The 22,305-nt window shown below is 72.0% G+C and carries 9 protein-coding genes; 1 reads left to right on the top strand and 8 read right to left on the bottom strand.

From position 1 onward, the window contains the following. Positions 1-734 precede the first annotated feature (734 nt). From NLX83_RS41965 to NLX83_RS24570, 6 genes are read right to left on the bottom strand one after another with little or no spacing between them, the layout of a single operon-like run. The gene (locus NLX83_RS41965; protein WP_254237519.1) at positions 735-2,597 is read right to left on the bottom strand and encodes a class I SAM-dependent methyltransferase; all 1,863 of its coding nucleotides are present in this window, start codon (positions 2,595-2,597) and stop codon (positions 735-737) included. Further along, complete coding sequence (locus tag NLX83_RS24590; protein WP_254237518.1) at positions 2,594-3,799, bottom strand: glycosyltransferase; 1,206 nt, start codon at positions 3,797-3,799, stop codon at positions 2,594-2,596. Before NLX83_RS24590 ends, NLX83_RS41965 begins: the two co-directional genes overlap by 4 nt. A gap of 40 nt (positions 3,800-3,839) precedes the next feature. Next, a complete protein-coding gene (locus NLX83_RS24585; RefSeq protein WP_254237517.1) occupies positions 3,840-4,658 on the bottom strand; it encodes an alpha/beta fold hydrolase in 819 nt (272 codons plus the stop codon). Positions 4,659-4,660: 2 nt separating this feature from the next. Beyond that, a complete protein-coding gene (locus NLX83_RS24580; RefSeq protein ID WP_254237838.1) occupies positions 4,661-4,915 on the bottom strand; it encodes an acyl carrier protein in 255 nt (84 codons plus the stop codon). 53 nt (positions 4,916-4,968) lie between these two features. After that, the gene (locus NLX83_RS24575; protein WP_254237516.1) at positions 4,969-9,399 is read right to left on the bottom strand and encodes a type I polyketide synthase; all 4,431 of its coding nucleotides are present in this window, start codon (positions 9,397-9,399) and stop codon (positions 4,969-4,971) included. Positions 9,400-9,414: 15 nt separating this feature from the next. After that, positions 9,415-16,530, bottom strand: coding sequence for a type I polyketide synthase (locus tag NLX83_RS24570; protein WP_254237515.1), 7,116 nt, complete (start codon positions 16,528-16,530; stop codon positions 9,415-9,417). Positions 16,531-17,273: 743 nt separating this feature from the next. Between NLX83_RS24570 and NLX83_RS24565 the strand changes: the two genes are divergently transcribed. Further along, complete coding sequence (locus tag NLX83_RS24565) at positions 17,274-18,641, top strand: dihydrolipoyl dehydrogenase family protein (protein WP_254237514.1); 1,368 nt, start codon at positions 17,274-17,276, stop codon at positions 18,639-18,641. Between the two features lie 338 nt (positions 18,642-18,979). Here NLX83_RS24565 and NLX83_RS24560 read toward each other — a convergent pair whose 3' ends face one another. After that, on the bottom strand, positions 18,980-19,210 hold the full coding sequence (locus NLX83_RS24560) for a hypothetical protein (protein WP_254237513.1): 231 nt from the start codon (positions 19,208-19,210) through the stop codon (positions 18,980-18,982). Between the two features lie 51 nt (positions 19,211-19,261). Then, complete coding sequence (gene lanL, locus NLX83_RS24555; protein WP_254237512.1) at positions 19,262-21,922, bottom strand: class IV lanthionine synthetase LanL; 2,661 nt, start codon at positions 21,920-21,922, stop codon at positions 19,262-19,264. Positions 21,923-22,305: the final 383 nt, after the last annotated feature.

Genomic DNA, 22,305 nt, shown 5'->3' with positions numbered 1-22,305 from the left:
CCGCTCGAGAACAGCCACGGAACCGACAAACCGAAAACCGATTTCCGATTTCCGATTTCCGATTTCCGGGCGAGTATTTATTGTACCCCATTCCGTGAGGTACAACGATCATGGGGGCTTGGACGTCGTGCAGCGCGCCGCCGTAGCTCGCGGAGATCGCGGCGTCGAACGGGACCTGCACGGCCTGGGACCACGGCACGGTGTCGATTCCGCGCCGCAGCAACCATTCCTCGGTGCCGGGTGAGAACGCGGACGACCCGGTGCAGGTGAACACCACCTGCACCCTGGGATCGTCTGCGACGAGCGGTAGCACGTCGAGCAGCCGGGTGGCGGCGGTGACGTTGTGCACCACCGCCAGCACCGTCTTCTCGGCGGGCACGGTCGTCCACTGTGGAGTGTGTGGTCCGACCGGCACTTTCCGCCACAGCTCCTCGCGCACGACCGGCGATCCTACCCGTACGCCAATGCCGCGTTTGGGGCGTTGGTGTCCCTGAACGACTCGTTCAGGGACACCAACGCCCCAAACGACTCGTTCAGGGCACTCGCGTGGGCGGGTGCGTGGGGGTTGGGGGTGGTTAAAGACCGCTGGGGTGGGGGTTGGTGGTACTTGAAGACTGGCGAACCCTGGGCGTCACGATGCCCTGAATGAGTCATTGGGGGCGCTGAAGTACCCCAATGACTCATTTGGGGCGTTCAGGTCCCCGAACGACTCGTTCAGGGCACAACGGCGGTGGTCAGGATTTGCGGGCGATGACGCGGTAGGCGTTGGTCAGGCCCAGGCGCGCCGCGAAGGGGCGGAGTGCGCCGTCGGCGAGGCTGGCCGCCAGCAGGAACGGGCTGCCGACGGCGAGCGTGGCCGCGCGGATCGCCTTGCGGGCGGGTTCGGGCTTGGCCGGGTACCACGGCAGGTCCTCGCCGCTGGCCGCCAGGTTGCTCAGCCGCGTCCACGCCGCCGACAGCAGGTCGATGGGCTCGTGCGCCTCGGCGCGCTGCTCCAGCACCACGGTGAAGCCCATCTTCTCCAGCTGCCGCCGGAGGTTGCCGATCGAGACGAAGTGCAGGTGCTGCGGCTGGAGCCACGGCATCCACCACTTGCCGAGCAGGTCGGCCCAGCGGGCCTCGGGGTCGGGCACCTCGATGAGCAGGTGCCCGCCGGAGCGCAGCGCGGTGTGCGCCGCCTCCAGCTCCAGCTTCGGGTCCAGGCTGTGCTCCATGTAGTGGAACATGCTGACCACGTCGTAGTTCGCGGCCATCGACGGGGCCAGTTCGACGAAGCTGCCGCGGTAGCCGCGGTCGATCCAGCCGCGGTGCTCGGCGAGCTTGATGCCGTCGGTGATGTCCAGGCCGTCGAAGGTGGTCTGCGGCCACACCTCCCGCGCGGCGTTGCAGAAGTGGCCGTGGCCGGTGCCCACGTCGAGCCAGGACTCGGGCTGGGCGAACCGCTTCATCGACTCCGCGCGCGGGCGGTACATCACCCCGCGCGCCTTGAACAGCGAGTCGAGTTTCTTCTCGCCGAGGCCGTCGTAGAAGTCCCGGTAGTAGAAGTCCAGGCCCGCCGGGCTCAGCCGCGGGTTCTGGAAGACGTGCCCGCAGTCCTGGCAGCGGTCCAGCACGAACGTGCCCGGCTTGCGCTGGAGCAGATCACGCGTGCGCAACCGGGTTTCCAGGCGCGTCGAGGAGCACCACGGGCAGTCGGTGCGGCGTTCGCCGAAGAAGCGCTCGGTGCCCTTGGACAGCTCGGCCTGGTAGGAGGCGCGGCGTTCCTCGACCGGGTCCACCCGCTCGACCGTGCGGGACTGGGCGGTCGCGATCGCGGCGAACAGCCGCTTGGGCTCCTTCACCGCCCGGGTCGCGCTGTAGGACAACAGGTCCGCCGGGCGCATGTTCTTGCTGCCGTAGAACACGATCATCGGCTGGGCCGACCACGCGCCGATCGCGGCCAAGGCCCACGCGGGATTGATCAGCGTGCTCGCCGCGAGCGTGGACAGCCAGGCGATCTGCGGCAGCAGAGCGCCCATCGTGTTCTCGCCGTGCATCGACGCCAGCACCTCGGGGTCCTTGGCCACCACGTCCGGCGCGCTGGTCAGCCGCGGCGCCACGATGAGGTCGGTGCCGCCGGGCGCGTGCAGCTTCAGCTGGGCGATCGCCTCGGCCAGCTCCGGCGCGCTCGGATGCCCGTTGTCGGTGGGGATTCCCGCCGCGCGGAGCACGCCGTCATCGGCCAGCGTCGCGTGCAGCGCGCCCCGCCCGGGGGCCTGCCGGTCGGTGCGGTAGGTCGTCGGGTCCACCGCGCGCAACAGGTCAAGCGCCTGGGCGACCGGGAGGTCCCGCGGCACGAGGTCCAAAGTGGACAGACCTTCGGCCTGGGCGTGCGCGCGGGCCGCGGCCAGCGTCGCCCGGTCCACCCGGACGTCCTCGGCCTCCAGCACCCGGAAGCGGTCCTGGCCGGGCTCGGGGCGGTCGGGCAGCGTGCGCAGGCCGGCCAGCCTGCGGCGCAGCTGCGCGGTGTCCAGCACGAGCCCCGCGATGAGCCCGGCCTGGATGGTGCGCCGGACCCACTTCCCGGAACGGCGACGAGAAGACTTTCCTGCGGTCACGCTGTGGTCCCTCCTGTGCCCGCGAGTGCGGTGGCGGTGGCGTCGTGCGCCAGGAGCTCGAGGTGCTTCGCCGCGCTGGCCGCCCCGCCGGCCGCGCGGAAGGAGTCCCGCACCCGTTCGGCCGCGGCCCGGTGGTCCACATCGGACAGCACGGAGTCCACGGCCCTGCCGATCTGCTCGGCGGTGGCCCGGTTGAACCGCAACCGGACGCCCGCGCCGCAGTCGACCACCTGTTGCGCGACGATCGGCTGGTCGTCGCGGATGGGGGCGACCACGAGCGGCAGCCCGTGCGAGAGCGTCTCGCAGACGGTGTTGTGCCCGGCGTGGCAGATCACCGCGTCGAGTCGTTTCAGCAGCCGCAGCACGGGAATCCGCGCCGCGACGACGGCGCCGCCACCGGGGTGCTCCGTCAGCGCGCCGGCGGGGTCGGCCACGATCGCCTGGACCCGGTCGGCGCGTTCGACGAGCGCGGTCACGGCCTCGCGCAGGAAGCGCTCACCGGCGTCGGCGTTCGCGGTGCCCAGGGTGAGCAGCACCTTCGCCCGCGAATCGTCCAGTTCGGCGTCGGGGAAGTCGTCGTTGTCGAGGCGCTCGGTGATGGACGGCCCGACGAAACGCACGTTCTCGTGCGCGGTCTCCCCGATCAGCGCCCTCGTGGTGAAGGCCAGCGTCAAGAAAGGAGAGAACCGGAGATCCATGTCGAGCCGAGTGTCCCCGAACTCGGTTTGCAGGCCCTGCAACAACTCCCGCAGCCATTCCTCGACCTTCGGCATGCTGGCGAGGGGATCGGTGAACTCCGCCGAGGTCGTCGCGGAGGTCGCCCACGGCAGACCGAGGGAGTTGGCCACGATGGCGCCCGCCACCGCCTGCTGGTCCACCACGAGCACGTCCGGGCGGAACCCGGCGCAGGCCGCGCGGACCCCGGGGACCATGCCCCTGGCCAACGGGGCGAGGAAGTTCTCCCACAGGAACTTCAGCGCCGCGGGACCGCGCATCTCCGGCGGGCGCTCGGCGCCTTCGGGGCCCAGCACGGGACCGGCGCAGTGGAACACGGCGGCCTTCGGGCCGACGAGATGGCGGACGAACTCCTCGTGGCCCGCCCACGCCACCTCGTGGCCGAGTTCGACGAGCCGCGCGGCCACACCGATCGTGGGATTGGTGTGGCCGACCAGCGGCGGCACGACGAACAGGAAACGACTCATGTGGCGAATTCCTTGAGGACGGCTTTGTCCGGGGACCGCATCACGCCGGAGTGCCCTCAAGCACGCGGCCGCCCTCGTGCTCGGCGACCCACGGCAGCAACAGGTCGCGGACCGTCTTGGGCGCCTCGACCAGCACCGAGTGCTCGTGCCCGCCGACGATCACCGAACGGCAGCGCTCCAGGCGGGTCTCCATCACCTGCGCCTGCACCGCGAGGTCGGACTCGCTGCCGAAGATCGCCAGCACCGGGCAGGTCACCGACTCGATCTCCTCGGCGGTGTGCACGCGGCTGGCCGGGATGTCGGTGGCCATGCTGGTGTTGCACAACGCGTTGCTGGCCGCCTTCGCCAGCCGCGAGGTGTGCGCGCCCTGGTTCTCGGTGATCCAGGCGAAGGCCTCCTCGTAGCGCAGCTGCTCCGCCGCGCGGCCGAGCAGCCCGCCGAGCTTCGCCGACCACGCCGTGGTGGCGGGCTCGGACTCGATCATCACGATGCTGGCGACGCGCTCCGGGTGCGCCACCGCGTAGCTGAAGGCCACCGTGCCGCCGAAGCTGTTGCCCACCAGGTGAACCGGGCCCTCGACGTCCATCGCGTCGAGCATCGCGTGCAGGTCGCCGACGAAGTCGTCGATCCGGTAGCCGCTCTCCGGCCGCCCGCTGCGGCCGTGCCCGCGCAGGTCGAAGGCCAGCACCTCCATGCCCGCGGCCGAAACCGGGGCGGCGAGGGTGAAGTAGAAGCTGGCCAGGCTGTCGGTGCCGAGGCCGTGGATGAACACCACGGTCGGCGGGCGCTCGGCGGCGGTGTTCTTGGCGGGCATGCGCTGCACGTGCAGCCGGATGCCGTTCGCGTCGATCATCGCCATGGTCACCGACCCCCGACCGAGGTGAGGCAGGACACCACGTAGTCGACCAGCCGACCGACGGTCAGCTCGATGATCTCGTCGAGCTCCAGGTCGGCGATGAACTCGGCGAAGTTGACCCGGCCGTCGTAGTGCTGCTCCAGCTGACCGGACAGCGCGACCAGGTCGATGCTCTCCAGCTCCAGGTCCTCGTGGAACTTGGTGTCCATCTCGATCACCGCGTCGTCGAGGCCGTACTCGCCGAGGACCTCGCGGAGCATCTCGCTGATGTCCGCGAGCACCGCCTCGGGTGCCGACAGATCAGGGGTCGTCGTCACAGGGTTTCCTCCTCGTGCGTGAGGCCCGTAGTCCAGGCCACCACGTAATGCCGTTCCGGCAGTCCTTCGGCGTTGCTCGCCTCGGTGCTGTGCACCAGGTAGCGCCGTTCTCCGACGCTGACGACGAGCCGGACGCCTGTGGCCTGCTCGACGACGAAGTTCCTCGGTGCTCCTTGCAGGCCGGTGCCCTCCGCCTTGGAGACTGCTTCCTTGGCGGTGAAGAACCGGGTGAACCACAGCGCCCTGGACTCGCCCGTGTCCGCGACGAGCGCGTCGAGCAGTTCCAGTTCCACTGTGGACAGTGCGAAGGTGACGGTGGACTCGTCGCGCTCGGCGACCTCCTCCACGTCGATGCCGATCCCCGGGATACCGGGGACCTCCCGCTCCGCGACGGGGCGGGTGATCGCGACACCGACCTCGCGGCTGTGCGCGATGGAGACGTCGGTGTCGGTGAACTCGGTGCCGTGCCGCCCGGCGACGAACGGCCTGCCGGAGGGCTCGTTGCCCACCCGGACCTCGCCGGGGAACAGCGGGGGAGCGCCCGCCGCCCACAGTTGCCGGCGCACGGCGTCCTTGGCGACGATCCGGCCGAGCAGCCACTGCCGCCGCGTCCTCGGGGGCCGCTTCTCGTACTCGTCGCGCTCGACGGCGGAGAGATGGTTGCGCATGATCAGGTCGCGCGAGGCGAGGTCCGGCCACAGCTCGTGCAGCAGGTACCAGCCGCCGTCCTGGCGTTCTGAGATCGTGTTGCGCTCGGGGAAGCGCTCCACCGGCTCGGTCTTGGGGTTGCTGTCGAAGCGCCGGTCGACCCAGCTGTCGATGTGCGCCCAGAGCGTGCCGTCGGGGAGCAGCAGCTGCATGTCCGCCTCCAGCAGCGTGTCGGTGACCCCGCGGATGCCGATCACGCACTCCAGCGGGACCCCGGCGGCGGGGTGCGGCCCGAAGAACCGGATGGAGCGCATGCCCACCGGGAAGACGACCTTCTTCTCGGTGAACCGCGACATGATCCAGTAGCCGAGGATCTGGCCGACGTTGTCCAGCAGCGCACCGGGTGCGGCGGGCGTGGTGATGGTGCCGCGCACGTGGTTCTCGCTGACGCCGGACAGCGCGGTCACGCCCTGGAACAGCGGACCGTGGAACATCCAGCGCTTGGTGTAGAGCTCTTCACCCGCCAGCTCCGGCGTCTGCTCGCCCGCGAACGGCGGCCACGGCGCGGGCACCTGCCCGGGGTAGCTCGGGGCCAGCTCGATCGTGGCCTGGCAGTAACCGGTGATCGACACCTCGACCCGGTGCGGCGTAACGGGGACGACGTTGACGTCGACCTCGATGCCGGGCGCGGAGACCATCCAGCGGTTGAACTTCACGTCGTGCAGCGTGACCGCGCGCCGCCCGGGGGCACTGCGCTCGGCCGCGTCCATCATGTGCTGGACGAGCGTGGTCGCGGGCACGATCGGCCAGTTGTCGGTCTCGTCCGGCCAGTTCGCACGCTGCCGGAAGAAGCAGTGGTCCAACAGGTACGGCATCGCCGTGGTGTTGACCGCCAGCTTCTCGTGCAGCTCGCGCGGCGCGGCAAGCGTTGCGACCGGCGCGCTCCCCGCTGCACCGATGACGGCGGCAGCGGTGTCCGCGGTTTCCCGCAGCAGGTCTTCGAGCTGAGCGGCGAGCGGGAACTGGTTGCCCAGCTTGCCCAACGCGCCCGCGTCCACGGTCGGCCTGCTGATGGGCGGCACGGAACCGTTGAGCGACACCAAAGCGCCGTTGAGGTCCAGCCGCATCGGCGACCTGCTCGCCTTCTTCGGTGCCGGGGCAACGGGAGCGGGCTGCCCGAACAGGTCCTGGGCCGGAGTGCCGCCCTCCACCCACAGCGAGGTGGCGACGCGGCGCAGCTGCTCCATCCCGGCGCGGTTGCCCGCATTGCCCACCACGGCGAGGTGTTCCTGCCCGCGCAGCGTGTCGCTGATCAGCGAGGCCAGCTGGCCGGTACCGGTCTGGATGAAGACGCGGTAGCCGTCGGCGTACATCGCCTCGATCAGCTGGCGGAACCGGACGGGCTCCAGCAGGTGCCGGACGAACAGCTCGCGGATCGCGGCTTCCGTTGTGGGGTAAGGGGAAGCGGTGGTCGCCGACCAGATCGGCAGCGTGGCCGGGTGCAGCGTCAGCTCGTTCACCGCGGTGTGGATCGGGTCCATGAACGGCCCCAGCATCGGCGTGTGGAAGCCGGACTGGAACGGCAGCAGCTGGCCGAGGACGTTCTTCCCGCGCATCTCGCGGACCAGGTCCTCGACCACCTCGACGGGCCCGCACACCATGCACTGGTTGGGCGCGTTGTCGTGGGAGAGCACGAGTTCCGGGCGCGCGGCGAGCGCGTCGGCGATCCGGTCGACCCCGCAGCCCAGCGCGGCGAAGGCCACACCCGGTACCTGGAGCGCGTCCGGGTCGTAGGTGTGCAGGAAGCTGTCGATCTCCGCGTCGGAGTAGATGCCCGCGGCCACCATGGCCGACCACTCGCCGACACTGTGCCCGGCGACGCCGTCCGGGGTGATCCCGCTGCGGCGCAACACCGTGTCGAGCATGCGGCCCATGCTGAAGACCGCTTCACCGTGCGCGCCAACGGTGTCACCGGACAGGTCGCGCTTGGGCAGGCCGAAGTGCGCGGCCACGTCGTCCATCCGCGGCTCGAAGTCGGCTTCGAGGCCGGGGAAGACGAACGCGATCTTCGCGCTCGGCGCGCCCAGCAGCGGCGAGGGGCTGAACCAGACGTCGTTGCGGCCGCGCCAGGACACCGCCTTCGCGGCGACCTTGCGGGCCAGCGTCAGCTTGCGCGTGGTGGGCCCGACGACGCCGAGGCGGGTGTCCAGCGGCGAACCGTCCACAAAGGACATAGCGCGCAGCTCGGCGTCATCGGCTTCGAGCAGCTTCGCCATCTCGGCGGGGGAGGACGCGCTCAGCCGCAGTACCTGCTCGGGCTCGGACACGACGACGGGAGCGTCCACAGTGCTGATGCTCGACCCCGCAAGCGGGTCTTCGGCGGACGCCTGCTCAAGCACCACGTGGGCGTTGATGCCGCCGAAACCGAACGCGTTCACGGCGGCGCGGCGCGGCTTCCCCTTGGAGGTCTCCCACGGGCGCGCGGTGGAGATCGGCCGGAAGCGGGTCTCGGCGAGCGCGGGGTGCGGCTCCTCGCAGTGCAGCGTCGGCAGCAGCACGCCCCGGTGCACCGCGAGCGCGGCCTTGACCAGACCGGCGATCCCCGCCGCGGGCATAGTGTGCCCGATCATGGACTTGACCGAACCGATCACCGGGAAATCGTCGGAATCCCCACCAGAACCGAAGATCCGGCGCAGCGTGTCCAGCTCGGCGGCGTCACCGGCGGGGGTCGCGGTGCCGTGCGCCTCCAGCATGCCGATGGCGTCCGGCGAGGTCGGGTCGAGCCCGGCGGCGGACCACGCCCGCTGGAGCGCGAGCACCTGGCCGTCCGGCTCCGGGTTGAACAGGCTGGCCGCCTTGCCGTCGCTGGCGACGCCGGTACCGCGGATGACCGCGTAGACCCGGTCGCCGTCGCGCTCGGCGTCCTCAAGGCGCTTCAGCACCACGACGCCGGTGCCCTCGCCGATCAGGATGCCGTCAGCGTCCTTGCTGAACGGGCGGATGCTCTGCTTCACCGACAGCGCGCGCAGCTGGGAGAAGACGCTCCAGAACGTGACGTCGTGGCAGTGGTGCACACCGCCCGCGAGCATCACGTCGCAGCGCCCGGCGGCCAGCTCGTTGACCGCCTGGTCCACCGCGATCAGCGAGGAAGCGCAGGCAGCGTCCACTGTGTACGCCGGGCCGCGCAGGTCGAGGCGGTTGGCGATGCGCGAGGCGGCGAGGTTGGGCACCAGGCCGATCGCGGACTCCGGCTGGTGCGGGCCGAGCTGCTCGGTGAACGCGGCGCGCACCGACTCCAGCTTCTCGGCGGGCAGGTCCGGCATCAGCTCGGCGAGCGTGCGCACGAGCTGGTGCGCGGTCCGCACCCGCTGCTCCAGCCGCACCAGGCCGGGCGTCAGGTAACCGCCGCGGCCGAGCACCACGCCGATCCGATCCCTGGCGGGCAGTTTCGCGTCACCACCGGCGTCGGCGATGGCGGCGGCGGCCACGCGCAACGCGATCAGCTGGTCCGGCTCGGTGCCCGCGACGGAGTTGGGCATGATGCCGAACCGCGTCGGGTCCACCTCGGCGTAGGCGTCGACGAAACCACCGCGGCGGCAGTAGATCTCGTCCGCCTCCGCCTTCCCGGTCGCCGAGGACGGCTTGTAGAACTCCGCGTCCCAACGCCCTTCGGGCACCTCGGTGATCGCGTCGACCCCGTCGACGAGGTTGCGCCAGTAGCTTTCCAGGTCGGGAGCGCCCGGGAGGAGCACGGACATCCCAGTGATCGCGATATGCATGCCGTTAACCCCGCATCACCAGCCGGAGGCGGTGTAGACGACGGCTCGCAGGTCCGGTGCGCCGAAGGCCAGCTCGCGCAGGAGCGACATCGTGCCCTCCTCCGGGTCGATCAGTGAGATCCCCCGGCGCGCGTACTCCTGCTGGAGCTCCACGGTCACCATGCCGCCGTGCTGCGCGCTCGGCGCCCACGGTCCCCAGTGGACGGTCACCGCGCGGTTGCCCGTGCGGCCCGCCCACCCGGCGCCGATCGCCTCCAGCGCGTCGTTGGCCGAGGAGTAGTCGGACTGGCCGCGGTTGCCCAGCACGGCGGCGATGCTGCCGAACAGGGTCACGAAGCCCGGCCCGGTCGGCAGTTCCTCCAGCGCGCCGAGCAGCGCGCGGGCGCCGCCGACCTTGGTGTTGAACACCCGGCGGAAGGACTCGACGTCCTTCTCCGCCAACAGCTTGTCCTCGATCACGCCCGCCGCGTAGACCACGCCGTCGATCCGGCCGTGCTCGGTGTGGATCTCCTTGACCAGCTGGCGCAGCGCGTCGTGGTCGCGGACGTCCAGGCTGTGGTAGCGGACCTGGCTGCCCAGCTCGCGCAGCTGCTCCACGGTCGCGGCGACCTCGCGCTGCGCCAGGATCTTCCTGCTCAGCTTCTCGATCTCGGCGGGGGAGCGGTGCCCCAGCTCGATCAACGCCTTGCGCAGCGCGGTCTTGTCGGTGGCAGCCGCGGTCTTCGGGTCCTCGTCCTCGGTGGCGGCGGCGGTGCGCCCGACCAGCTCGATCCGGCAGCCGCTCGCCGAGGCCAGCGTGGAGGCGAACTGCGCGGTGATCCCGCGCGCCCCGCCGATCAGCAGCACCACGGAATCGCGGTCCAGCCCGATGGCCTGCGCCTCGGCGGCCCCGTCCCCGGCCGGACCGGCGCCGGTGCTGCCCAGGGTCAGCGGCAGCTCGGTCATCACCAGCCCGTGCCGCGAGTCCGGGGTGGCCAGCACCACCGGAGCGTCCTCAGTGGACAGCAGCTCGGCCAGCACCAGCTTGGCGACCACGGCCGCGTCGGTGGTGTGGTCGACCTCGACCAGGCGGGCCACGGTGTCCGGGTACTCGCGCTGCACGGTGCGGAAGAAGCCCCGCAGCCCGGCGGCGCGGCCGTGGGTCAGCTCGGGGACGGCGGTGCCGCCACCGGTCGGGCTGACCGAGATCAGCCAGCGCAGCCCGGAGGTGAGCGCCGACTTGAACGAGGGGAAGGTCTCCGGTAGCACCGGCTCGTCGACCTCGTCCCACCCGTCCAGGTGCAGGACACCGTCCACCGAGCCATCGGCGTCGGTCAGCGGGCGCGGAGTGTCCGAAGTGGACACCGCGGCGCCGTGCTCGCCGAGCAGCGCGGCCACCTCAGTGCTGACCGGACCGGTGCCGAAGAGCAGGAAGTTCTTGCCGCCCAACGCCTTCCCAGCCGCGCCGAGGTCCACCGCATCCAGCGCGGCGGGCGCCATGACCAGGCGCTTCGGCGCGATGCCCGGGTTCACCGGCTCTTCGACCTTGGCGGAAGTCGCAGCCGGAGCCGCGGAACCGGTGTGGCCGCCGAGCCAGTCCGCGATGGCCTGCGCGGTGCGCGCCTTGGCCAGCTCCTCCAGCTCCTCGTCGGCCAGCTGCGCGTCGGTGGCGCCGATACGGGAGGCGAGTTCCCCGGCGATCTCGGTGCGCTTGATGGAGTCGATCGAGAGGTCGGCTTCGAGGTCGAGGTCGGGCTCGATCATGTCCAGCGGGTAGCCGGTGCGCTCGCTGATGATCTCCAGCACCGTGCCGAGGATGTCCACAGTGGACTGAACCGGCGCGGGAGCCGCTGCGGCGGGCGCGGGGGCGGTCGACCCGACCCGGCTGCTCAGCCAGTCGGAGATCGCCTGCGCCGTACGGGCCTTGGCCAGCTCTTCCAACTGGTCGTCCGCCAGCTGCGTGTCCGCCGCGCCGATACGGGAGGCCAGCTCGCCCGCGATCTCGGTGCGCTTGATGGAGTCGATCGAGAGGTCGGCTTCGAGGTCGAGGTCGGGCTCGATCATGTCGAGGGGGTAGCCGGTGCGCTCGCTGATGATCTCCAGCACCGTGCCCAGAACGTCCACAGTGGACTGCGCCGCCGGGGCTGCCGAAACCGGAGCCGCCTCGACAACGGCGGGAGCGGGCGCCGCGTACTGCTGAACGGGCGCGACCGTGGCGACGGCCGGGATCGAGTACTGCACCTCCGGCGCGGAGCCGAGGTAGGTCAGCAGCACGTCGCGCTGCGCCTGCACCATCTCGCGGCTGGCCTGGAGGAACTGGTTGACCATGGCGTCGCGGTTGGTACCGGGCTGCGAGGAGCCGCCTGGGGTCGTCATGGTGGTGATCTCCACACGTCGGGCGGGCGCGAGGCCGTTGGGCAGGAAGTCGCCGGAGGCGGTGCGCACGACGTGGCCGTCGATCGTCCAGCCCGCGCGCTTCGGCGGCTTGGCGTTGGTCAGGTCCTTGGCGTCGCGACCGGCGAAGAGCCAGCCGGTGCGCACGCCGACCCCGGACACCGCGAGCGTGGCGACCGCGTTGAGCAGTCCGGCCAGCCCGTGCCTCGGGCGGCCCTCGCAGGCAACGGTCAGGTGCGGCCGGTCGCCCAGGATCGCCTTCACCAGGTTGGTGAGCACCTTGCCGGGACCGGCTTCCACGAAGATCCGCGCGCCATCGGCGTACATGGCCTCGATCTGCTCGACGAACCGCACCGGCGAGCCGATCTGCGCGGCCAGCTCGGCGCGGACGTCATCCGAGTAGACCGCAGCGGTCCGGTTCGCGTAGACCGGCAGCTCCGGCGCGCGCACGTCGGCGTCGGCGAGCACCGCCCCGAATGTCTCGGTGGCGCCGCTGACCAGCGGGCTGTGGAAGGCGCACGCCACGTTCAGCTTCTTCGGGCTGAGCTTGGCCGCCTTGAGCGCGGCCACCGCCGCGTCGATCGCGGCGGTCGGACCGGAGATCACCAGCTGCTCGGGGGAGTTGTGGTTGGCGGCCACGACCTCTTCCGCCAGCCCCGCCTCGGTGAGCACCTCGGTGACCCGCTCGCGGCTCGCCTTCACCGCGGCCATCGCGCCCGGGTCGTCCCCGGTGGCGCCGAGGATCGAGTCGGCACGCGCCTCGCTCAGCCGCAGCAGCGTCGCGGAGTCCATGGAACCCGCCGCCGCCAACGCGATCAGCTCGCCGTAGCTGTGCCCGGCGACCATGTCCGGGCGCACGTCCAGGCGGCTGAGCAGCTGGTGCACGGCCAGTCCGGCGATGCCCAGCGCGGGCTGCGCCACGCGGGTGTCGCGCAGCCGCGCGTCCTGCTCCTTGGCGCGCTGCTCGTCGAAGGCGGTGGGCGGGAAGATCGTCGAGGCCCACTTGCGGCCCTCGTGCAGCAGGTGGTGCACCTCGGGGAAGGCCACGAACAGATCGGCCAGCATGCCCGGCTTCTGGCTGCCCTGGCCCGGGAACAGGAACGCGACCTTGCCGCCCGCTTCAGGAGAAACCGACGCCAGGTGCACGCCACGCGGCGTCTCACCGGCGAGCGCGGAACGCAGGAGCTGGGCCAGGTCGTCCAGGTCGGAGGCGACCACGGCGATCTGCACGGGCTCGGTGCGCGCGTCCGAGCGACGCGCCACGGTGCGGGCGATGTCCCGCAGCCGCCACGGCCGACCGCTGGAGTCGTTGGTGCGCAACAGTTCCAGGGTCTGCTCGACGTGCTTGCCCGCGGTCTTGAGGTCCGCGCCGCGGAAGGTGAACAGCTCCGCGGGCCACTGGTCGCCGACGTGCCGGGGAGCAGGACCGCCGTCGTAGCCGCGCAGGACCACGTGGAAGTTCGTGCCACCGAAACCGAAGGCGCTCACACCGGCGACGCGCTCGGCGGGCTCGGCCTCCCACGGCAGCGCGGCCGAGGTGAAGGTGAACGGGCTGCTGTCCGGCTGCCACGCGGCGTTCGGCTCGGACACGTGCAGCGTGGGCGGCTTGATGCCGGTGTGCAGCGCGAGCGCCGCCTTGATCAGGCCCGCCAGGCCCGCCGCGCACTTGGTGTGGCCGATCTGCGACTTCACCGAGCCGACCGTGCACGTGCCGGGCAGCGCGCCGTGCTCGACGAACATCTTCGTCAGCGTGCCCAGCTCGGTGCGGTCACCGACGACGGTGCCGGTGCCGTGCGCCTCGACCAGGCCGACCTCGGCCGGGGAGATCCGCGCGTTGGCGTAAGCCCGCTCCAGCGCGTTGCGCTGACCTTCCGGGCGCGGGGCGGTGAGGCCGAGCGACTTGCCGTCACTGGCCGCGCCGACGCCCTTGATCACGCCGTAGACCCGGTCGCCGTCGCGCTCAGCGTCCTCAAGGCGCTTCAGCGCGACGCAGGCGACGCCCTCGCCGAGCGCGATGCCGTCCGCGCTGCCGTCGAAGGTGCGGCACTGCCCGGTGGGCGAGAGCGCGTGCACCGACGAGAACAGCAGGTAGTCGTTGATGCCGTTGTGCAGGTCCGCGCCGCCGCAGAGCATCATGTCCGCCGAGCCGCTGACCAGCTCCTTGCACGCCACGTCCAGCGCGGCCAGCGAGGACGCGCACGCCGCGTCGACGGTGTAGTTCGCGCCGCCGAGGTCGAGGCGGTTGGCGATGCGGCCGGAGATGACGTTGGCCAGCATGCCGGGGAAGGAGTCCTCGGTCAGCTTCGGCAGCTGCGCGTCCAGCTCGGCCGGGATCTCACCGATGTAGCCGGGCAGCACCGCGCGCAGCGACGACGCGTTGGACAGGTCCGAGCCCGCCTCGGCACCGAACACCACGCCGACCCGCGACCGGTCGAAGGCGCGATCGGTGTAACCGGCGTCGACGAGCGAGCGCTGCGCGGCTTCGAGCGCGAGCAGCTGCACGGGCTCGATCGCGGCCAGCGACGCCGGGGGGATGCCGTAGCTCAGCGGGTCGAAGGGGATCTCCGGCAGGAAGCCGCCCCACTTCGACGGGGTCTTCTCGCCCGCGCTGCGACCGGTCGCGTCCGGCGAGTAGTAGGTCTCGTGGTCCCAGCGGCTGCCCGGCACCTCGGTGACCGCGTCCCGGCCGCCGACCACGTTGGCCCAGTAGGTCGGCAGGTCCGCGGCGCCGGGGAACATGCACGCCATGCCGACGATCGCCACGTCCACCGGCGGGGCGGCGGGCACCTCGGCGCGCGCGCGCCCGCTGATCCCGGCCAGCTCGTCCAGCCGCGTGGTCAGGTAGGCGGCCGCGTCGGAGCTGACCGAGGCGTGCAGGTCGGCGACGGTGGTGACGGCGGAGCGCAGCACGGCGACCTGACCGGCCATGAACATCCCGTCGGCCAGCTGCCCGGCCTCGGCCACCTCGACCAGCTTGTCGCCGTCGCGGGTCACGCCCTTGCTGGCGATGCGCAGGCGGCCGACGTTGAGCTGCTCCAGCTTCTCCCAGGCCTCGCGGTCCGGGACGCCGCTGGTGCGCAGCTCGTCCTTGATCGCCAGGAACTCCTCGGCGAACGGGGAGGTGACGCAGCGGGTGGCGTGGCCGGGCGCGGTCTCCAGCAGCTCGGTGCGCTCGGCGGCGATCACCTGGCGCTGGAACGCGGGCTGGACGGCACCGGCGGCCACGGCCTCCTCGGTGAACAGGTAGGCGGTGCCCATCAGCACGCCGATCGCGACACCGCGCTCGGTCAGCGGGGCGGCCATCGCGGTGACCATCGCGGCGGAGCGCTCGTCGTGCACCCCACCGGCGAACAGGACCTGGATGCCCTGACCGTCCTTGGTGGACAGGTAGTCCAGCAGCACGGAGATCTGGGCTTCCCACAGCGGGAAGCTGGAGCGCGGGCCGACGTGGCCGCCGCACTCCTGGCCCTCGAAGATGAACCGGCGCGCGCCCGCCTCCAGGAACTGCCTGAGCAGACCGGGCGAGGGCACGTGCAGCAGCGCCGCGATGCCGTTGTCCTCCAGCGCGTTGGCCTGCGCCGGGCGGCCACCCGCGATGATCGCGCAGGCGGGCTTGATCTCCTGGATGACCTCCAGCTGCCCGGCGCGCACGTCCTCCGGCGCGAACCCGAGGACGCCGACGCCCCACGGGCGCTCGCCCAGCAGGTCGCGGGTCTCCTCCAGCAGCGCGCGGGTCTGGGCCTTGCCCGCCAGCGCGAGCGCCAGGAACGGCATCGCGCCGCCCTCGGCGACGGCCTTGGCGAAGGCGGCCTGGTCGCTGACGCGGGTCATCGGGCCCTGCGCGATCGGCAGCTCGACGCCGAGCGCGGCGGCCAGCGGAGCACCCGGGCACAGCGCGTCGGCGCCAGCGTTCGAGCGCAGCGACTCCACCAGCTCGGCCCGCAGCCCGCGCACGAGCGCGGTCGCCGAGCCGAAGCGGTCGGCGAGCTGCTTCGCCAGGAAGCCGTCCTGGCCGACCGGCAGCAGCTGCTCGCGCAGGTCCTTCGCGCCGAGCCGGGCGATGACCTCGGTCTCGGTCAGATCAGTGGTCGCCGGGGCGCCCGGGCCGCGGCGCAGCAGCACGCGGTGCCCGCCCACCAGCACGGTCTCGGAGCCGTCCATCGTGCTCAGCGCGGCGGTGACCTCTTCGGCGAGGTCGGACTCGGCGAGCAGGGCGAGCTGGCTGTCCAGCACCACACCGGCGGCGCCGCCGACGACGGCCGCGGTCGCGGTGCGCGGCCCGATGCCGCCGTTGACCCACACCGGCAGGCCGAACTCGGCGACCAGCTTCTGCACCAGGACGAAGGAGCTGAGCTCGCCGACCTTGCCACCGGCCTCGTGGCCGCGGGCGATCAGGCCGTGCGCACCCGCCGCGACGGCGGCGCGGGCCTGCTCCGGCGAGGTGACCTCGACCAGCACGCGCGGACCGGCCTCGGCGGCGGTCCAGGGCGCGCCGTCGGCGAGGACGACGGTGTCGACGCGGTCGAGGGGGAGGTCTTCCGGGCGCAGGGCGCAGCCGGGGGCGACGCGGACTCCGAACGTACCCGGTGTCCAGCGGGCCGCCAGGTCGAGCGCGTGCCGCGCGTGCCGGTCACCACGTCCGAGGTCGAGAACACCGAGCGCACCCGCGCGGCAGAGCGCGGCCACGAGGCGAGCGTTCGGTTCACCGAAGGGCGTCACCCCGATGATCAGCTCGCGCTCAGGCGTTTCCGCGGCCATTGAGCCTCCGTCGATCAACACAACCCGGTAGTCCGGCTGGACATGCGAGGTCCAACCCGAATGGCTGAATCGAAGCGGGAAGCTATCTGGGAAAAACGAATTGGTGCAACGGGCACTACAGCATCTTGAGGTCACCTCAAGCTCGATTTGAGCGATCCTCAAGCGGGACTCAAGCGGTCCCAGCCGACTGGCGGCGGCCGTCGTTCCTAACTTCGGCCGCTCCCGAACCACTCTGATTCCCTCAACCGGGGGTTTTCACACCTACGGCCCGCGGCGGGGGCCGCCCGGAGGCCGCACTCCTCAGTTTCCTCGTCGTTGAGAGACGCGTGGGGTGTTAGCCCGGGGCCACGAACGAGATGTGACCGTGACCACTCTCAAGGGCTCCCGCTCACGCTAGGTGATCACCGGCGGGAGTGGTCCCCGTGCCGCGTTCACTCGCACGGTGGACCTTGCTATTTGCTGTAACCGTAAATTCACGCTGGTCATCTACGCGATACCCAGCATTTATCGAGCGGTTCTATTTGCTATTTGCCGACTTCGCATCAGGGTTCCCGCATTGCGCTCACGGCAATTACCACACGTCTTTGGGGGTCGCATCCGGACACTGTGGGCAACGACGGCGGCGCGCCGCCAGCGGGAACGCCGGACCGGGCTTAGCGTGGTGGGAGGCGCTGGCGGCGCGCCTGCGGGAAGCGGGAAAGTGGAGGCAGGACACGGGGCAGCACGCTGATGAGGAGGCGCGGATGGGACAGGCCGACGTCGTGGTGATCGGGATGGGACCCGGCGGGGAGCACGTCGCGAGCAGCCTGGCCGGGGCCGGGCTGAGCGTCGTCGGCGTGGACCGGCGCCTGGTCGGCGGTGAGTGCCCCTACTACGGCTGCGTGCCGACGAAGATGATGGTCCGCGCCGCGGGCCTGCTCGCCGAGGGTGGCCGGGTACCCCAGCTCGCGGGGTCGAGCACCGTGCGTGGCGACTGGTCCGTCGTGGCCCAGCGCATCCGCGAGCAGGCGACGGACAACTGGGACGACAAGGTCGCCGTGGACCGCTTCACCGCGACGGGCGGCCGGTTCCTGCGCGGCGCGGCGACCCTGACCGGCAGGAACGAGGTGCTGGTGACCGACGACGACGGCACCGAGCACCGGCTGACCGCGAGCAGGGCCATCGTGATCAACGCGGGCACCGAGCCCGCCGTCCCGCCGATCCCCGGACTGGCCGAGACCCCGTACTGGACCAACCGCGACGCGGTCCGGCTCGAAGAGCTGCCGCGTTCGCTGGCCGTCCTCGGCGGCGGCGCCATCGGCGTGGAGTTCGCCCAGGTCTTCGCCCGCTTCGGTGTGGCGGTCACGGTGGTCGAGGCCCAGCCGAGGCTGCTGGCCCTCGAGGAACCCGAGGCGGGCGAACTGCTGGCGAAGGTCCTTGAGTCCGAGGGCGTCACCGTGCACACGGGCGCCAAGGTCGCCGGGGTCTCGCACTCCTCGGACGGCTTCAGCCTTGACCTGGGCGGCACCGCCGTCACCGCGGAGAAGCTGCTCGTGGCGACCGGCAGGCGGACCGAGCTGGCCAAGCTCGGCGTCGGCGCGATCGGCGTCGACGAGCAGGCCCGGTTCCTCGAGGTCGACGAGCGGCTGCGGGTCACCGACGGCGTCTGGGCGGTCGGCGACATCACCGGCAAGGGCGCCTTCACGCACACCTCGATGTACCAGGCGGACGTCGCGATCGCCGACATCCTCGGCCGCGACGGCCCGCCCGCCGACTACCGCGCGATGCCGAGGGTGACCTTCACCGATCCCGAAGTCGGCGCGGTCGGCCTCACCGAGGGGCAGGCCCGCGAGTGGGGGATCTCCGTCCGCACAGGCAGCACCGACCTGGCGGCCTCTTCGCGCGGCTGGATCCACGGCGCGGGCAACGAGGGCCTGATCAAGGTCGTCGAGGACGCCGATCGCGGTGTCCTCGTCGGCGCCACCGCGATGGGCCCGGCGGGCGGCGAGATCCTCGGCGCCCTGGCCGTCGCGGTGCACGGCGAGGTCCCCATCGCCCGGCTGAAGTCGATGATCTACGCCTACCCGACCTTCCACCGCGCCATCTCCTCCGCGCTGGCCGACCTCTCCTGACCGTGGTCGGGCGGTCTTCAAGTCCCGCGAACCCCGCCCCGGCCGTCTCCAACCGCAGCGAACCCCGAGGTCGGGTGCGGTTTGCGACCGCTGAGGCGGGGGTTCGGCGTACTTGAAGACCGCGGAACCGGTGCAGCGGAGTGCGGCCGGGGCCTGTCGGAGTGCGGCCAGCGGAGTGCGGGCGGCGGAGCGCGGGCGGCGGGGCGGACAGCGGAGTGCGGACGTGGGCGCGGGGGCCCGGCGTGATCGCCGAGCCCCCGCGCACCCCCCGAGGCCTTCACGGTCCCGGCTCCCTGTGGGCGGATCCCCTCCGCCCGCCCCCGAGCCGGGTGAGCCGGTCAGGCCTTGGCGGTCTTGTCCGCCTCCGGGGCGGCCTCGCCGTCGCCGAACTCGGCGATGAACTCCTCGTCCAGGTCGGGCTCCTGCTCGGGCTCCGGGGCGCCGATGTGCAGCGTCTGCGAGGTGTAGGGGCGCACGACGCCGGGGTCGCCGGGACCGGTCGTGGTTCCCGGCTCGGGCTCGGTCTCCGGAAGTTCCTGGAGGCGGTCGATGTCGGTGTTCGGTTCCATGGAGGTTCTCCTTCTTGCGGTGTTCGTGGAAGCGGTGTTCGTGGAAATTGGTCAGACGAGGCTGGCGCGCGCGCCCGCGGTGAGCGGACGCCCGCCCGGTGGCAGCCACGGGGCGCCGACTCCGTGCCGAAGCCGCACCAGGAAGCCGAGGCTCCCGGCCATCCCGGTGCCGTGCGAGAGGTCGTCGCGCCGCCAGCCCGCACCAGGCACGAGCCACCGGCCGTCGTGCCGGTACGCGTGCCCTCCGATGATCCGGCCGAGGCGCTCCGCCCACAATCGATATCGCTGCTCGCCGGTGGCCCTGTGCAGGTCCAGCAGGAACTCGCCCCGGCCCGCGAGCCCGTGCGCGGAGGACGGGTCGGGCACCCAGCGCCGCTGCCACACCGACAGGGCCGCCCGTTCCGCCAGTTCGAGCCAGGTGCGCTCGCCGGTCGCGCGCCACAACCGGACCAGGAACGAGCCGATCCCGGCCGTGCCCGCGGTCCAGGTGTCGCCCGCCTGACCGGTCGGGCCCGGCCAGCGCATCCCGGAGCCGTCCTGCACCGCGGCGCCCGCCATGGTGCGCCCGGCGAGCCCGGCCAGCTCCACCAGGTCGCCGCGGCCCAGCGTCGCGGCGGCGGAGAGCAGGAAGGTCGCGATGCCCGCGGTGCCGTGCGCGAGCCCGTAGGCGGCACCGCCCTGTGACCGCGAGGACGCCCAGGTCAGGCCGCGGTCGTCCAGACGTGCCTCGTGCGCGAGGTGCTCGGCGATCGCCTCGATCCGCCCGAGCAGGCCGGGGTCGCCGGAGGCCACCGTGAGCGCGCACATCGCCAGCCCGGCCCCGGCGGTCCCGCTGGCGAGGTCGAGGTTCGGCCAGCGCGCGGGCAGCCGGTGCGCCCACCCCAGGGCCTCGTCGGCCAGGGCCGAGTCGCCGAGCACCTGACCGGCGCGGTGCAGCACCAGGAGCGTCCCGGCCCGCCCGTGCAGCAGGCCCGGCGTGAGCACCGCCTCCGCGCGCATCCGCCTGAGCAGCCAGTCCGCACCCGCGCGGAGAGCGCCGCGGTACCGCACGTCCCCGGTCGCCTCGGCCGCGGCGAGCACCGTGGTGAGCCCGCCCGCCGCCCCCGGCCACGCGGAGCACGCGTCCTGGCGCGGGTCCACGACCGGCCAGAGGGTCTTCGCTCCCGGCCGCATCGCGGCGACGAGGTGCTCGACGCCGTCGGTGATCAAGGTGTCCGCGTCCGGGACGCCGTCCTCGTGCGGGGCGCACGGCGTGACGATCCCGCGCACGGACACCGCGTCGAGGTACTGCGCCGCCCGGTCCAGCGTCCACCGCCGGTCCGGGTCCGCGTCCTGGAGCCCGTCGACCAGCGGGCGGAGCCTGCCGAGCACCGAGTGCTCCGCGCAGACGAGGTCCAGCCACCGCTTCCGCTGGAGCATCCGCTCCGCCATCTGTCCACTGTGGACGATCTCGGCCCCGGTCGCCAGGAACACCAGCACGGCCCCGAGCGCGTACCGGTCGGCCGCCGCCGTCCTCGGCGAGCCCGCCAGCTGCTCGTACGGGGCGTAGCCCGGCGTGCCGGACGCGGACAGCGTCGCGCCCTCCTCGGCGGCCAGCTCCACGTCGATCAGGGTCAGCCCGCCATCGGGGCGGACCATGACGTTGCCCGGCGTCAGGTCGCCGAGCACCAGCCCGTCCGCGTGCACCTTGGCCAGCAGCGCCATCAGGTTCCTCGTGACCGCGAGCAGCTTCGGCCAGCCGAGCCCGGGAGTGCCCGCCGAGGCGAGCCACCGGCGCAGCGACTGCCCCTCGACGAGCTCCTGGGCGAGGAAGTCGTCGCCGTCCTGGGCGAACTCCGCGACGAACCGCGGCGTCACACCGAGCGGTTCGAACCGGCGCAGCATCGCGGCCTCGTGCCGCTGGATGTCCCGGACGTCGCCGCCCGCACCGTCGTCGCCCACGTGCGCCCTGGCCTGCTTGACCACGACGGTCTCGCCGGTCTCGGTGTCCATCGCGCGGTAGACACCGCCCTTGTTCGCGTGCCGGATCGCCTCGACGGCGAGGAACCGGCCCCCGAGCAGCACGCCGCCGGAGCCCGTGCCCCGCGTGCTCTTCCGCGAGTCCGGGAACGGCCACGTCGCCCACGCCGGGGCGCTGAACCAGGGGTCGCGCCGGTCCTCGACCGTGCCGCCGTCCGGGGTCAGCAGCATGTCGCGGTAATCGCCGTCCGGGCTCAGCACGGGGTTCGCGAGGAAGCACCCGTAACGGCAGTGCACCAGGCTCCCCGCGCGGTACGGGCGGTCCGAGAGGATGCGCGGCCCGGACAGACCGGCGGTCGCGCGGTGCAGCCGGAGCGCGAGCACCCGCAGCTGCGCGTCGTCGGCCGGGTAGACGGTGATGAACTTGCCCGCTCCGCTCCGCGTGCAGCGGGGACCGTTGAGGTCGCGCAGCACCGCGCGGGAGGCGGCGAACTTGAAGGCGATCCGGAAGCCCGCGAGCACTCGCACGGCCCGTTCGAGCACTCGCTCGGCGTGCGCGGTCGTGGCGGAGAGGTGGAGCTTCCAGCCCTGCCTGCGGATCCCCACCTCGGGCGGGGTGACGGAGCACCACTGCTCGCCCAGGTGGACGACCCGGTCCTGCTCCCCGAGCTCGGCGAGGACCCGCTCGACCAGTGCGACGAAGGAGGGACGCGCGGCGCCAGGGGTGGGCTGATCGGTGGATGCGACGATCATGGTCACCTGTTCGGCCCCCTTCGAGTGGATGTCCGGCTGCGGAAGGCAATCTGCCGCTCACCCAGGTGGCGGAGCATCGGGGAAACCCCTCAATTCGTTACTGGGTAGCTCGTCACGTGCCGCGATCAGGGAATCACCTAAAGCGATCGTCGCTGTTCCATGGTCCGTTCGTGTGGTCGGTGGCGTTCCTGGGACGCGACCACGCGCGGTCCCGGTTCCCTGCTTCCGTCCGGCATCCGGCCGCCACGTGCCCGTTTCCGCGGACGGGCGGGCTCGGCGTAGTTTGGGACCGGCGCGACCCACGCCGATCGGACCGCGGCTGCGCGCCGTGAGAAGGTCATCCGGCGGAATAGCCGGTTGTCCGGGTTGGTGAGGAGTAGCCC

This window comes from Allokutzneria sp. A3M-2-11 16 (genome assembly GCF_024213555.1).
Taxonomy (GTDB): Bacteria; Actinomycetota; Actinomycetes; order Mycobacteriales; family Pseudonocardiaceae; genus Allokutzneria.
This window is presented reverse-complemented; position numbering and strand designations above follow the sequence as displayed.